Here is a 15023-nt window from a genome sequence, read left to right as displayed (position 1 = left end):
CGCGGGGGTGGGGCAGGAAGCGGTCAGCGGGGCGAGCAACGGGGGTGGGCCGCGGGGGTGGGGCAGGAAGCGGTCAGCGGGGCGAGCAACGGGGGTGGGCCGCGGGGGTGGGGCAGGAAGCGGTCAGCGGGGCGAGCAACGGGGGGCGGGCCGCGGCGGTGGGGCAGGAAGCGGGCAGGGGCAGTGGGGGTGGGGCAGGAAGCGGGCAGCCGGAGCGGGAGTGGGCGGCGGGAGCGGGGAGGGGAAGCGGCAGCGGGGAGCGGAGCCGTGAGCGGGCAGGGGGAGCGGGTGGTTCATATCTGGAGCAGTTCGACAGCTCCGGTGACCCCGTGGTCCCCCGAGGTCGTCGGGCGGTGGTCGCGCGCGAGCGGACGGGACGGATCGTCCATGACCGACCTTCGGGATAAATAACAGTGTTATAGATCGATGTCTTGACGGCGTCGCAACCGCGCCGTAACACTCCTACGAGAGCGCTCTCCGACCCGCGGCGTCGCCCCCGGCGGCACCACCCGGCGCCCCGTGGTCGTGCTCGAACCCCTTCCCGTCGCGCCCGGCGTCCGCAGCCCCCTATCGACAGGCAAAGTCATGACATCACGCGCAATATCCGTACGCTCGGCAAGGCGCCGGCGACCCGCGGTCCGGCGCCTGCTCATCGGGTTGACCGTGGCCCTGGTCGCGGCGCTCAGCCCGGCCGTCGCGGCGCCGGCACAGGCCGCCCCGACGCTGCTGTCGCAGGGCCGCCCGGCCACCGCGTCGTCCACCGAGAGCGCCGGCACCCCGGCCGCCGCCGCGGTGGACGGCAACACCGGCACCCGCTGGTCCAGTGCGTTCAGTGACCCGCAGTGGCTCCAGGTCGACCTGGGCGCCCGGGCCACCCTCAGCCAGGTGACCCTGGTCTGGGAGGGCGCCTACGCCCGCGCGTTCCAGCTGCAGACCTCCGACGACGGGGCCAGCTGGACCACCATCTGGTCGACCACCACCGGCGTCGGCGGCACCCAGAACATCAACGTCACCGGCGCCGGCCGCTACGTGCGGATGAACGGCACCGCCCGGGGCAGCGCCTACGGCTACTCGCTCTGGGAGTTCCAGGTCTACGGCGAGACCGGCGGCACCACACCGACCTGCGGCAGCACCAACGCCGCCCAGGGCCGGCCGGCCACCGCGTCCTCCACCGAGAGCGCCGCGCTGGCGGCCTCGGCCGCGGTGGACGGCAACACCGGCACCCGCTGGGCCAGCGTGGCCAGCGACCCGCAGTGGATCCGGGTCGATCTGGGCAGCACCCAGTCGATCTGCCGGGTGGTGCTGAACTGGGAGGCCGCCTACGCCCGCGCGTTCCAGGTGCAGACCTCCGCCGACGGCTCCGCCTGGACGACGATCTACAGCACCACCACCGGCACCGGCGGCACACAGACCCTCGACGTCACCGGCAGCGGCCGGTACATCCGGATGAACGGCACGGCGCGGGGCACCGCGTACGGCTACTCGCTCTGGGAGTTCCAGGTGAACACCACCGGCGGCGGGACCGTGGACCCGGTGCCACCGACCGACCCGCGCAACCCGAACCTCGGGCCGAACACCTTCGTCTTCGACCCGAGCACCCCGACGTCGACCATCCAGAGCCGGCTGAACACCCTCTTCGCCCAGCAGGAGCAGAACCAGTTCGGCCCGCAGCGCTACGCGGTGCTCTTCAAGCCGGGCACCTACACCGCCGACGTCAACCTCGGCTTCTTCACCCAGGTCGCGGGGCTCGGCATGAGCCCGGACGACGTGAACCTCAACGGGCACGTCCGGGTCGAGGCGTTCTGGATGGGCGGCAACGCCACCCAGAACTTCTGGCGCTCCGCCGAGAACCTGTCGGTCACCCTGCCCGCCGGGGTGAGCGTGGAGCGGTGGGCGGTGTCGCAGGCCGCGCCGTACCGCCGGATGCACCTGCGCGGTGCGCAGAACCAGATCCAGCTCTGGAACGGCGGCGACGGCTGGTCCAGCGGCGGCCTGATGGCCGACACCCGCATCGACGGCCTGGTCGTCTCCGGCTCGCAGCAGCAGTGGTACTCGCGCAACAGCGAGTTCGGCAACGGCTGGACCGGCTCGGTGTGGAACATGGTCTTCCAGGGCGTGACCGGTGCGCCGCCGCCGAACTTCCCGAACCCGTCGCACACCGTCATCGCGCAGACCCCGCAGGTGCGGGAGAAGCCGTTCCTCTACGTCGACGGCACCGGTGAGTACCGGGTCTTCGTGCCCGCGCTGCGCACCAACTCCACCGGCACCAGCTGGTACGGCAAGACCCCGGCCGGCTCGTCCATCTCGCTGTCACAGTTCTACGTGGTGCAGCAGGGCACCAGCGCGGCCACCATCAACGCCGCACTGGCCCAGGGCAAGCACCTGCTCTTCACCCCCGGCGTGCACCGCGTCACCGAGCCGATCCAGGTCAACCGCCCCGACACGGTGATCCTCGGCCTCGGCCTGGCCACCATCCAGGCCGACAACGGCAGCGTGGGCATGCGGGTGGCCGACGTGGACGGAGTAAAGGTGGCCGGCATCATGTTCGAAGCCGGCACGACGAACTCGCCGGTGCTGATGGAGGTCGGCCCGGCCGGGTCGGCCGCGAGCCACGCCGCGAACCCGACCTCGCTGCACGACGTGTTCTTCCGCATCGGCGGGCCGCACGTCGGCAAGGCCACCAATACGCTGACCGTCAACAGCGACAACGTGATCGGCGACCACATGTGGCTGTGGCGGGCCGACCACGCCGCCGCCGGCGTACCCACCGGGTGGACGCTGAACACCGCCGACACCGGCCTGACCGTCAACGGCGACAACGTGACCATGTACGGCCTCTTCGTCGAGCACTACCAGAAGTACCAGACCGTCTGGAACGGCAACGGCGGCCGGACGTACTTCTACCAGAACGAGATGCCGTACGACCCGCCGAACCAGGCGGCCTGGATGAACGGCGCGACCCGGGGCTACGCCGCGTACAAGGTGGCCGACGGGGTGACCAGTCACCAGGCATGGGGCACCGGTAGCTACTGCTACTTCAACGTCAACCCCGCGGTGGTCGCCGACCGGGCCTTCGAGGTGCCGAACAATCCGAACGTGCGGTTCACCAACATGGTGACCGTGTCGCTCGGCGGTGTCGGCACCATCAACCGGGTGATCAACAACACCGGCGGGACGGCGAACGCCGCCAACCAGCAGGTGTATCTGACCACCTACCCGTAACCAGCGCAGCGAACCGACGGGCCCGGCCGGGCATTGTGGCCGGGCCCGTCGGCCTGCGCCCGCCGCGCCGCACGGCCGGCAACCGTCGGGTACGCGACTGCGCCGGTGCGCCGACGATGATCGCCAGGCAGGTGTGCGGGCATCGACGGTCCTATACTGGGCGTACCGGTCGTGGAACCCGTGAGCGGAGGCGGGCGTGCCACTCTTCTTCCTGAGCTACGCCCAAGACGACAACCGCAACGGTCACGTGCAGGACTTCTTCAACCACCTCCGCGACGCCGTCGCCGGCCTGGCCGGCGTCGGTTGGGACGAGGCCGGGTTCATCGACGGTCAGATGCCGCTCGGCACCACCTGGTCGCAGGAGCTGGCCGACGCGCTCTCCAGCAGCGCCTGCCTGATCGCGCTCACCTCACCGCACTACGTGGTCAGCGACTACTGTGGACGGGAGTTCCGGGTCTTCGCCGACCGCATCGACGAGCACGAGCGGCAGTTCGAGGTACGCCCACCGGCGCTGGTGCCGATCCGCTGGATCCCCTGTGACCGCCTGCCGCGGGTGATCACCGGCTTCCAGTACCGCAACTTCCTGGCCGACTCCGTCTACGCCGAGGACGGCCTGCTCACCCTCAAGCAGCGCCACCGTCACCACGACAAATACCACGACTTCGTCGACGCGCTGGCCAAGCACATCGTGCGTACCGCCAAGGCGCACACCCTGCACCGTCCGGCGCAGCGACCGGTGCTGGCGAAGGTGACCAGCGCCTTCGACGAGCCGGCGCAGCCCCGGGCGGAGGCCGGGCCGCTCCCGGCCAGCCACACCCCGCGGGCGACCAGCGTCCGGCACGTCTACTTCGTGCTCGCCGCCGGCAGCTCGGCGGAGCTGGTCGGCACCCGTCCCGGCGCGGAGGACCGCTACGGCGCGGTGGCCCGGGACTGGCGGCCCTACCAACCGGAGCTGCCGGTGCCGATCGGCAGCTGGGCCGGCGCCATCGCCACCACCAAGCGTTACGGCTGGACGGTCGAGGACGCCACCGACCTGGCCGCGGTGCGGGAGTGGGCCCGCGAGCACAACCAGATCGTGGTGCTGGTGGTCGACGTCTGGTCCGCCGACCTGCCCCGCTACCAGCTCACCCTGATGAGCCACGACCGCGAGGTCGACTCGGTCGCGCCGGTGCTGGTGCCCTGGACGGCGGCCGACGACGCCGCCGCCGGCGGCAACCGGCGGATGTGGGACACCCTGGCCCGGATCCTGCCGCACCACGTGCTGCGCAACGACCGGGAGGTGTGGCGCACGGAGATCCCCAGCTCGGCGCGGTTCCAGGAGGAGCTGGAGGACGTGCTGGTGGTGGCGCAGGGCCGGATCTACCGCACGGGCACGGTCTACCAGGAGCCGCCCTCCGACGGCCCCGGGCAACGCCCGATCCTCGAAGGTCCCTAGGGGAGGCAGGCCATGGCGGGAAACGAGGCGGCACGCGGCCAGATCGTCACGTTCTACTCGTACAAGGGTGGCACCGGGCGGACGATGGCGCTGGCCAACATGGCCTGGATCCTGGCCAGTCAGGGCCTGCAGGTGCTGGTGGTCGACTGGGATCTCGAGTCACCCGGTCTGCACCGCTACTTCCACCCGTTCCTGCGGGACAAGGAGCTGCGGGCCACCCCCGGCGTGATCGAGATGATCTGGGACTACTCGGTCGCCACCATGCAGCGCAACCGGGACGAGGACTCCCAGGAGCTGCTCGCCGGACACGCCAAGATCCAGCGGCGGGCGGTCTCGCTGAACTGGGAGTTCAGCCACGGAGGCGTGATCGACTTCGTGGCCGCCGGCCAGCAGGACTCGGCGTACTCGCGGCTGGTGAGCACCTTCGACTGGGCCAACTTCTACGAGCGGCAGGGCGGCGCGGCCTTCATCGACGCCGTCCGCGCCCAGATGCGCGCCGAGTACGACGTCGTCCTGGTCGACAGCCGCACCGGCCTGAGCGACGTGGCCGGCATCTGCACCGTGCAGCTGCCCGACATCGTGGTCAACTGCTTCACCATGTCCACCCAGAGCATCCGCGGCGCGGCGGCGGTGGCCCGCTCGATCCGGTCGCAACGGCCGGAGGATCCGCCGCTGCTGCTGCCGGTGCCGATGCGGGTGGAGGACGCCGAGCTGCGCAAGCTGGAGACCGGGCGTGACCTGCTCCGGGCCGAGTTCGCGTCGTTCCTCGACCACCTCTCCGACGCCGCCGCCGCACGCTACTGGAACACCATCGAGGTGCCCTACCGGACCTTCTACGCCTACGAGGAGATCCTCGCCGCGTTCGGTGACCGCCCCGAGCAGGGCGGCACCCTGCTCGCCGCGTACGAGCAGCTCACCTCGGTGGTCACCGGCGGGCGGGTGACCCGGCTGGAGCCGATGCCGGAGGAGGACCGGCGCCGCCTGCTGGCCGAGTTCGAGCGCTCCCGGCTCAGCGCCGAGCAGAGCGTGCTGGTCGCCTACGCCGCGGCCGACCGGCTCTGGGCGGAGTGGATCGGTGACCAGTTGGAGGAGGCCGGGCTGCGGGTCGACCGGCGCGCGCTGGACGTGCCGCTGGGCGCCGGTGGGCGGGCCGAGCTGGACCGCGCGGTCGGCGCCGCCAGTCGCGTGCTCGCCGTGCTCACCCGGCACTTCGCCGCCACCCCACTCGCCGCCGACACCTGGAAACTCGCCGCCAGCCGGGATCAGATCACCGGTGGCGGGGTGCTGGTGCCGCTGCGGGTGGACGAGGCGCGGCTGGCCGCCCCGTACAGCGATCGGGCGCCGGTCGACCTGACCGACGTGGACCCCGCGACGGCGCGGGCCCGGCTGCTGGAGGTGGCCGGCGCGCCGGTGGTCGCCGGCGGCGGTCGTCCGGTCGGGCGCTTCCCGGTGGTGTTCCCCCCGGTGTGGAACGTCCGCCAGCACGGCACCCCGTTCGTCGGCCGGTCCGGGCAGCTCGAGGCGCTGCGCGACCGGCTGACCGCGTCGCCCGACGCCGGCATGCAGGTCATCCACGGTCTGGGCGGAGTCGGCAAGACCCAGCTCGCCGCCGAGTACGCGCTGCGCTTCGCCCGCGACTACGACCTGGTCTGGTGGATCCCGGCCGACAGCGAGGAGCGGATCCGTGGCGGCCTGGCCGACCTCGCCGAGGCGATGGGCCTGGGCGTGGGCGGTGGGGGCGAGGCGGTCCGGCGGGTGCTCGACGCGCTGCGTCGCGGCGGCGCCGACCGGCGCTGGCTGATCGTGCTCGACAATGCCGACGAGCCGACCCGGGCCACCCGCGCGCTGATCCCGCAGGGCCCGGGGCACGTGCTGCTCACCACCCGCGACCAGAGTTGGAGCGAGCACGCCACCGCGACCGAGCTGACCGTCTTCGACCGGGCGGAGAGCGTGCAGCTGCTGCGCGACCGGGTACGCGGCCTCACCGACGACGAGGCCACCCAGGTGGCCGAGAAGCTCGGCGACCTGCCGCTCGCGGTCGAGCAGGGCGCGGCGTACCTGCGGGCCACCGCGCTGCCGGTCGAGCAGTACCTCGCCTCGCTGGACACCCCCGGCCTGCTGCGCATCCTGGAGGGGCGGCAGTCCGCCGGTTACTCCAAGGCGCTGGCCGCGACCTGGCTGGTCACCCTCGGGCAGCTGCGACAGGAGAAGCCGGCCGCCGCGCGCCTGCTGGAACTCTGCTCCTTCTACGCGCCGGAGCCGATCCCGGTCGCCATGCTGACCGGCGAACGGTTCGCCGCCTTCATGGCGCCGTTCGACCCGACGCTGACCGACCCGATCCTGCAGGGCCTGGTCACCGGTGAGCTGGGCCGCTACGGGCTGGCCCAGGTCGACGCGGAGAACAACACCGTGCGCATCCACCGGCTGGTCCAGCTGGTCATCCAGGACCAGCTCGACGACCCGGAGGACGCCCGGTTGCAGGCCCAGCTGCTGCTCGCCGCCGCCAGCCCGCGCGACCCGGACAAGCCGGCGAACTGGCAGCGGTACGCCGAGCTGTGGCCGCACGTCCGCCCGTCCGGGCTGCACGCCTCGACCGCCGACGAGGCCCGCCAACTGGTCGCCGACACCGTGCGCTACCTCTACCGCCGCGGCGACTACGAGACCAGCCGGGCGCTCGCCGAGGACGCGCTGGCCCACTGGCGCGACACCGACGAGGACGACCCGACCACCCTGCGGATGCGGTTCCACCTGGCCAACGTGCTGCGCGCGCAGAGTCACTTCGACCTGGCGTACGCCATCGACCAGGACGTCTACGAGCGGCAGCGCCGGATCTTCGGCGAGGACCACCTCTACACCCTGATGACCGCCCGCAGTCTCGGCGCGGACCTGCGCGCCCAGGGCCGCTACCACGACGCGGAGGCGCGGGACCGGCTCACGCTCGAGCTGAGCATCCGCAGCTTCGGCGAGGACAGTGGCCGCACCCTCACCGCGGAGAACAACCTGGCGGTGTCGCTGCGGCTGGTCGGGGACTTCCGCGGCGCCGTACAGCTCGACCAGCACATCCACGAGCGCCGGCGGGACCGGTTCGGCGAGGAGGATCCGTCCACCCTCGCCTCGGCCAGCAACTACGGCCGGGGGCTGCGGGACACCGGCGAGCTGTGGCGCTCGCACTCGGTGCTGCACCGCACCTACGCCACCCAGCAGAAGGTCATCGGCCCCGACCATCCGGAGACCCTGCGTACCGCCAAGGACCTCGCGCTCACCCTGCGCCAGCTCGGCCGGTTCGCCGACGCGCACCGGCTGATCGAGCGGACGGTGGTGCGCTACCAGCGCACCCTCGGCGGCGACCACGCCGACACCCTGTCCGCGGAGATGGCGCTGGCCACCACCTGGTCGGCGGTGGGTGACAACCAGACCGCCGTGCGGATGGCCCGGCGGCTGCGCGACGGCTACAACGAGGTGCTCGGCGAGACGCACGCGATCACCCTCGCCTGCCTGAACAATCTCGCCGTCCTGCTACGCAAGCAGGGCGACCACCTGCAGGCCCGGGAGCTCGCCGAGCGGGTCCGCGACGAACTGCTGGCCAGCCTCGGCGAGCGGCACCCGCACACCCTGCTGGCCACCCTCAACCTGGCCAACGACCTGTTCGCTCTCGGCGACCGGGAGTCCGCCCTGTTGCTCGACACCACCGCCTACGTGGAGCTGACCCGGGCGCTCGGCGCCGACCACCCGGACACCCTCTCCGCCTCGGTCAACCTGGCGCTGAGCCGGCTGGCCAGTGAGAGCGAGGCGGACGCCGGCCGGGCCCTCTACGACGACGCGTACGGGCAGTTGGTGCAGGCCTTCGGCGGGGACAATCCGCGGGTCGTGCAGGCCCGGCAGCGTGAGCGCTCCAACGCCTACATCGAGCCGGCCCTGCTCTGACCACGTAGGGCGCGCCCTGGAGTTGCGGTCAACCGGCGTCGGGCGCGGTGGGTCCGGCCAGCCAGGCGGCCAGCGCGAGCGGGTCGGCGTCGGGCAACGCCCGGCAGAGCGCGCGGACCAGATCGGGCCGGCCGGTCAGGACGCGGGCCGCTGCCGGCTGGCCGCCGCGCCGGGCGGCGAGGGCCAGCCCCACCCAGGCGTCCACGTCGCCGGGGTCGGCGGCCAGCCGTTTGCGGTAGCCGGGCAGCGCGTCCGTCGGGTGGCCGGCGGCGTACGCCCGGTCGGTCGGGTCCAACTCGGACGGATCGCCGGACGGGCCGAGCAGCCGACGCCGGACCGCTGCCTCCGGGCCGCTGCCGGTGGTCAGTGCCGGCCGGGCGGCGGCGGGCGTGACCGTCGCCGTCGATCGGCCCGCCAGCCGGGGGCGGCCCCGCCGCCAGGCCTCGGTCAGCCGGCGCACGTCGTCGGGGTCCGGGGTGAGGTTGGTCAGGCCCCAGCGCAGGGCGCCGCCGTCGGCCACGTCCCGCACGGCCGCCTCGACCCGAGCGTCCACCGGGGAGTCCCCCGGGCCCTGCCACCGGCGCAGGGTGGCGGCCATGCCGGCGACGAAGGCCCGCCCCGCAGCGGTCAGCTCGGCGCAGCCGGTCAACTGCGCGACCGCCCGGGCGGTCTGCTCCCGCCAGTACGCGTACTCGAAGGCGGCGTCGACCCCGTCGTGCCGGCGTCGGCGCCACACCTCGGCGACCCCCAGGTGCGCGTACGCGCCCTGCAGCAGGGCGCCGACCGGGCGCGGGTCGAGCCGCCACGGTGCCCGGTAGCGGGGTGGTCCGCCGGTGTCGTGCAACGGCAGCAGGTCGAGCAGCGCACCGAGCTTGGTGTGCTGGAGTTCGTGCACCAGCAGCAGCGCCAGGGTCTGCGGGTCGGCCGGCACGGAGAGCGCGATGGCGCCCAGCGCGTTCCGGCTGGTGGCGCTGACCGGGTTGCCCGACAGCGGGGGCTCCAGGGGCACCAGCGAGCGCAGCAACACGCCGAGCCCGTCGGCGTGCTCGGGCAGGTGGGCGCTGATCCATTCCCACGCCTGGCCGGTCAGCCGGGTCAGCCGGCCCGCCGCCGCGTCGTCCAGTCGGGACGCCGGCGGCCGGTGGTACTGCTGCCGCCACGGATCCTGGTCGTCGAGGAGCACCTCCCGTGCCCCGCCGAGGGGAATCCGCCGGGCCGGCGACCACTCCCCGTCCACGTCGACCCGGACACTCCGGCCGCCGGCCGCTCCGAACAGCACGACACCGCGGGCCGGGCCGCGCTCGGCGCGGGGCGCGGCGTCGGCACGGATCGACAGGGTGTCCGCCGCGCCGCGGAGGCACACGACGCCGGGGGCGAGGCCGGCCACCGCGCCGAGGGTGGGCAGCAGCAGCGTGCCGTCCGGGCAGGACAGCGCCAGTTCGAAGGTCAGCCCGGCCCGGACGGCCGCCGCGGCGGAGAGCGTGGCCAGGTAGCCGGCGTCGGCGCTGCCGGCGAGCGCCGCGCGTGCCCAGCCGGCGGCCGGCGGGTGGGCCAGCACCTCGGCCACCGCGGCCGGGTCGGTCTCTTCGGCCCGGGTGAGCAGGGCCAGGCTCTGCCGGACCAGCGGCCGGTCGACGGCGGCCCGGGCGGCGGCGACGGTCAGTAGCCGGCGCCGGCCGAGCTGCCCACCGCGCAGCACCTCGAGGGCGGTCGGGTCGCCGTGGCCGGCGGCCAGCCCGGCCAGCTGCCCGGGGGAGAGCACGGCCACCGGCTACCGCCCGGCCGGCACCCGCGCCGGCCACGCGCCGCGCGGCGTGTCGCCGGCCGTTTGCGCGCTGCCCGTGCCGCCGGCCGTCGGCGCGCTGCCCGGCGTGCCGCCGGCCGTCGGCGGGACATCGCCCACGGAGCCGCTCGACGGGGTGAGGACGGGCGGCGCGATCCGCCGGTGCAACGCGTCGACGTCGGCGGCGACCACAGAGCGAACGTGCCGGATCAACCGGTACAGGTCCGGGCAGTAGACCGACGGGTGGGCGAAGCCGGCGCCGGCCCGGAAGCGGTGCGCGTAGAGGCCGCCGCCGCAGGCGCCGACCACCGGGCAGGCCCGGCAGGTCGCGGCGAGCGCGGCCGGACCGGTCGGTCGGCCGGCCAGCGACGGATGCCGCAGCGCCTCGTCGAAGGTGTGCCGGAAGACGTCGTAGCCGGTGCGCATCGACTCCTCGGCGGTGGTCTTCAGCGTGTCGGTGCCCTCGATGGTGCCGTCGGTCTCGATCGTCATGATGTCCGGCTCCGCGCCGCCGAGCGCCTGCGTACCGCTGCGACCGCCGAGCACCAGCGCGATCAGCGACTCGAACAGCCGGATCCCGGTGCGCCGGGGCGTCTCGCGGTACCAGCGGTCGAAGACGGCGATCAGCCAGTCGCCGTACGGGGTGTCCGTGCCGCCCGGGCGGCGCCCCGGTGGGGGCTGCGACCAGTTGCCGTGCGGCAGCAGCAGGTCCAGCCGGGGCGGGGCGAACTCCAGCAGCGCCTCGTAGACCCGGACCGGATCGTTGGCCAGGTCGACCGTGCAGAGCAGCCCCGCGTAGAGGGCGCGATGCTCGGGGCGGGCCAGCAGCCGCAGCGCTGTCGCCACCTCGGCGTGACTGCCCCGCCCGTCGGCGTGCCGGCGGTGCTGGTCGTTGGCGGCCGCATCGCCGTCCAGGCTCACCCCGACGTCGACCCGGTGGGTGCCGAAGAGGTCGAGGAAGGTCTCGTCGAGCAACAGCCCGTTGGTCTGCACCCCGACGTCCAGGCTGGTGCCGGCGGGCATCGCGGCGCGCAGCGTCCGTACCGTCCGGTCGATCACCGTCGGCCCGGCCAGCAGCGGCTCCCCGCCGTGCAGTACGACCCGGACCCGCTCGGTGCCGTGCCGCGCGACGTGCGCGGCCAGCCGGTCGGCGACCCGGTCGACGGTGCCCGGCCCGATCACCCGGGGGCGCTCCCGCCACCCCTGGTCGGCGTGCCGGTAGACGTAGCAGTGGTCGCACGCGAGGTTGCAGCGGCTGTGCAGCTTGAGCACGAGCTGGCGGACCCGGGGCGCCGGGCCCACGTCGGAGCCGGCCGGAGCGTCGGCGGCACGGTCAGGGCCGGGCCGGATGGCCGACGGCAGCGCGTCGGCGGGCATGCTCAGAAGCTCGACTCGAACGCCGACACGTCGCCGGGTCGGCCCGGGTCGTCACCGGTGACGAGGGTGCCCAGCACGTGGGCGAGCACGCCGTCACCGGCGCCGGCCAGCAGATCGGCGAGAGGCACGTCGCCGAGCTGCACCAGCGCGGCGCCGGGGCTCACCGGCGCGGGCGGCTGGTCGTGGTCAGCCACCGTGGACCGTTCCACGGTCGGTGCTCCGCACCTGGGTCAGCGCTGCGCTCACTCCGCCTTTCTACACCATCGGAGCCGGCCCGGACGGCTCGACACCGCAGCCCCACCGGACCCGCGCCCGCACCGTCATCCGCTGTGCCGGCGCGGCCGGTCCGGCGCGGTGTCGATCTCACAAACGGCCCGGAAATTCCCGGGTCGGGCCTGTCGATTCCGGCCGGCGGCGTTCGTGTGGAGGATGAGAGGTCGGCGAGGGCCGGCCGCCGTGCGAGGAGGAAGACATGGCGCAGTACCTGCTCAGCATCTACCAGCCCGCGGGCGACGGGCTGCCGGACCCGGAGTTCCTGGACGGGGTGATGCGCGAGCTCGGGGTGATCCGCGAGGAGTTGGCGGCCACCGGGTCGTGGGTCTTCGGTCAGGGGCTGCACGCGCCGGAGACGGCCACCGTGCTGCGCCCGCGCGACGGCGAGGTGCTCGTCACCGACGGACCGTTCGTCGAGGGCAAGGAGTACCTCGGCGGGTTCACCATCATCGACGTGCCGGATCTCGACGCGGCGCTGGAGTGGGGCCGGCGGTACGCGCTGGCCACCACCCTGCCCATCGAGGTGCGCCCGTTCCAGGGCTGAGCCGTGGGTGACCGCGAGCCGGCCGACGTGGCGGCGGTGTTCCGCGCCGAGTACGGCCGGGCGGTCGCCGTACTGGCCCGCCTCCTCGGCGACCTCGACCTCGCCGAGGAGGCGGTCCAGGAGGCGTTCACCGTGGCGGTGCGGCGGTGGCCGCAGACCGGGCCGCCGCCCAGCCCGGCGGGCTGGATCATCACCACGGCCCGGAACCGGGCCATCGACCGGCTGCGCCGGGAGGCATCCCGTGCCGACAAGCACACCCAGGCGGCCCTGCTGAACGGCCCGACCACGCCCGCCGAGGAGGGACCGGTGCGCGACGACCGGCTACGTCTGATCTTCACCTGCTGCCACCCGGCGCTCGCCCCGGCGGCCCGGGTGGCGTTGACCCTGCGGCTGCTCGGCGGCTTGAGCACCGCCGAGATCGCCCGCGCCTTCCTGGTGCCCGAGCCCACCATGGCGCAGCGCCTGGTCCGGGCCAAGGCCAAGATCAGGGCGGCCCGGATCCCGTACCGGGTGCCGCGCGACGCCGACCTGCCGGAGCGGCTGCACGCCGTGCTCGCGGTGCTCTACCTGATCTTCACGGCGGGGCACACCGCCGGCTCGGGGCGGCGGCTGGTCCGCGACGAGCTGTGCGCGGAGGCGATCCGGCTGGCCCGGCTGCTGGTCGAGCTGATGCCGGACGAGCCCGAGGCGCTCGGGCTGCTCGCCCTGATGCTGCTGACCGAGGCCCGGCGTGGCGCGCGTACCACTGACGAGGGCGACCTGGTGCCGCTGCCGGAACAGGACCGCGGTCGCTGGGACCGCGAGCTGGTCGTCGAGGGGCAGGCACTGGTGCGCCGCTGCCTGCGGCGCGACCGGCCCGGCCCCTACCAGATCCAGGCCGCGATCGCCGCGGTGCACAGCGACGCGGCGCGGGTCGCGGAGACCGACTGGGGTCAGATCCTCCAGCTGTACGACCAGTTGACGGCGCTCGACCCCGGGCCGGTGGTGGCGCTGAACCGGGCGGTGGCGCTGGCCGAGGTGGCCGGCCCGGCGGCGGCGCTGGCCGCCGTGGAGCCGCTGGACCTGGCCGGCTATCACGTGTTCCACGCGGTCCGCGCCGACCTGCTGGTCCGGCTCGGTCGGTTCGCGGAGGCCGCCGCCGCGTACCGGACGGCCGCCGACGCGACGCGCAACGCGGCCGAGCGGGCCTTCCTGACGGCCCGGGCGCAGCGGCTGGCCTGATCCGGCCCAGGCCCGCTCGCGGCGGCGTTTGCCGGTCGGGGCGGCGGGAACGCGGGTGGCGCCGGAGTGCGGCGCCCGGGGCGCCGCCCGACGAAACGGACGCCGACGCACATGAGCTACCGGCCGACAGTCGCCACCGCGGTGCCCGACCTGACCACGCTGACCCTCGGCGTGGAGGAGGAATTCCTGCTGCTCGACCCCGGGACGGGCGAGAACCTGCCGGTCGCGGACCGGGTGCTGAGCGCACTGCCCGGCCCGGCCCGGGACCAGAGCCGGCAGGAGTTCCGGCACAGCATGGTCGAGATGGTCACCCCGGTCACCGCCGACCTGGCCGAGCTGCGCGCTCAGCTGGTGTCCCTGCGCCGCTCCGCCGCCGACGCGGCCGAGGCGGCCGGGGCCCGGCTGGTCGCGGTCGGCGCGACGCCGCTGCGCGAGCCGCACCGGACGGTGCCGGACAAACCGCGGTACCACGCCATGTCCCGCCGATACGGGCCGGTGGCGCATGACCCGGCGGTCTGCGGCTGTCATGTGCATGTCGGGGTGCCCGACCGCGAACTGGCCGTGCAGGTCTGCAACCACCTGCGGCCCTGGCTGCCGGTGGTGCAGGCGATCACCACCAACTCGCCGCTGCACGACGGTGCCGACACCGGGCACGCCAGCTGGCGGGGGATGCAGCTCGAGCGTTGGCCGAGCATCGGCCCCACCCCGTACTTCGCCTCCGCGACCGACTACGACCGCACGGTGGACGAGCTGATCGCCGCCGGCATCATGCTCGACGCCGCGATGGTCTACTGGTACGCCCGGCCGTCCGCCGCCTATCCGACGGTGGAGATCCGGGTCGGTGACGTCTGCCCGACCGTCGACGACACCGTGCTCGTCGCCGCGCTGGTGCGCGCGCTGGTCGCCACGGTGCTCGACGACGTGCGGGCCGGGATTCTCGCTCCGCCGGTACGCGACTGCCTGGTCTCCGCCGCGCACTGGCGGGCCGCCCACGACGGTCTGGACGGTGACCTGATCGACCTGCGCGCCGGCGGCGCCCGGCCGGCCTGGGCGCTGGTCGACGAGCTCTTCGCCACCATCACCCCCGCGCTGGTCCGCCACGGCGACCTGGCGTACGTGGTCGCCCAACTGGCCCGGCTGCGGGACGAGGGCACCGGCGCGACCCGGCAACGCCGCATCCTCGAGCGCACCGGCGACCTGCGCGCCGTCCTCGCCGACCTCGCCGCCCAGACCCGCGGCTGACG

Annotated in this window: 9 protein-coding genes; 6 read left to right on the top strand and 3 right to left on the bottom strand. The window is 74.1% G+C overall.

The annotated features are described in order from the left end of the window. The first annotated feature begins 585 nt into the window (after positions 1 to 585). From ACIP9D_RS02090 to fxsT, 3 genes are all read left to right on the top strand, one after another. Entirely contained in the window at positions 586 to 3222 is a 2637-nt protein-coding gene (locus ACIP9D_RS02090) for a discoidin domain-containing protein (protein WP_350870034.1), read from the top strand. A gap of 196 nt (positions 3223 to 3418) precedes the next feature. Further along, positions 3419 to 4657, top strand: a complete 1239-nt coding sequence (locus ACIP9D_RS02085; protein WP_350870031.1) for a TIR-like protein FxsC — start codon at positions 3419 to 3421, stop codon at positions 4655 to 4657. A 12-nt stretch (positions 4658 to 4669) separates the two neighbouring features. Further along, positions 4670 to 8581: an FxSxx-COOH system tetratricopeptide repeat protein gene (gene fxsT / locus ACIP9D_RS02080; protein ID WP_350870028.1), complete on the top strand. Its 3912-nt coding sequence runs from the start codon at positions 4670 to 4672 to the stop codon at positions 8579 to 8581. A 28-nt stretch (positions 8582 to 8609) separates the two neighbouring features. On the opposite strand, the gene ACIP9D_RS02075 is transcribed toward fxsT, so the two are convergent. Genes ACIP9D_RS02075 through fxsA form a run of 3 tightly spaced genes read right to left on the bottom strand, consistent with a single transcriptional unit; the run spans position 8610 to position 11950 of the window. Next, positions 8610 to 10349, bottom strand: coding sequence for an aKG-HExxH-type peptide beta-hydroxylase (locus tag ACIP9D_RS02075; RefSeq protein WP_350870025.1), 1740 nt, complete (start codon positions 10347 to 10349; stop codon positions 8610 to 8612). 3 nt (positions 10350 to 10352) lie between these two features. Next, complete coding sequence (locus tag ACIP9D_RS02070; protein ID WP_350870023.1) at positions 10353 to 11741, bottom strand: FxsB family cyclophane-forming radical SAM/SPASM peptide maturase; 1389 nt, start codon at positions 11739 to 11741, stop codon at positions 10353 to 10355. Between the two features lie 2 nt (positions 11742 to 11743). Further along, positions 11744 to 11950, bottom strand: a complete 207-nt coding sequence (fxsA, locus tag ACIP9D_RS02065) for an FxSxx-COOH cyclophane-containing RiPP peptide (protein ID WP_350870020.1) — start codon at positions 11948 to 11950, stop codon at positions 11744 to 11746. A gap of 263 nt (positions 11951 to 12213) precedes the next feature. Between fxsA and ACIP9D_RS02060 the strand changes: the two genes are divergently transcribed. The 3 genes from ACIP9D_RS02060 to ACIP9D_RS02050 all read left to right on the top strand — a co-directional run bounded on the left by ACIP9D_RS02060 (position 12214) and on the right by ACIP9D_RS02050 (position 15021). Then, a complete protein-coding gene (locus ACIP9D_RS02060) occupies positions 12214 to 12558 on the top strand; it encodes a YciI family protein (protein ID WP_350870018.1) in 345 nt (114 codons plus the stop codon). Between the two features lie 3 nt (positions 12559 to 12561). Further along, the gene (locus ACIP9D_RS02055) at positions 12562 to 13779 is read left to right on the top strand and encodes a sigma-70 family RNA polymerase sigma factor (protein WP_350870015.1); all 1218 of its coding nucleotides are present in this window, start codon (positions 12562 to 12564) and stop codon (positions 13777 to 13779) included. 111 nt (positions 13780 to 13890) lie between these two features. Continuing rightward, positions 13891 to 15021 carry a glutamate--cysteine ligase gene (locus tag ACIP9D_RS02050; RefSeq protein ID WP_350870013.1) on the top strand — a complete coding sequence of 377 codons (1131 nt, stop codon included), beginning with the start codon at positions 13891 to 13893 and terminating at the stop codon, positions 15019 to 15021. Positions 15022 to 15023 lie beyond the last annotated feature (2 nt).

It is taken from the genome of Micromonospora sp. NPDC093243, assembly GCF_044753725.1.
Classification (GTDB): domain Bacteria; phylum Actinomycetota; class Actinomycetes; order Mycobacteriales; family Micromonosporaceae; genus Micromonospora.
Note: the sequence above shows the minus strand (reverse complement) of the source record. Positions and strands in the feature narration are given on the sequence as shown.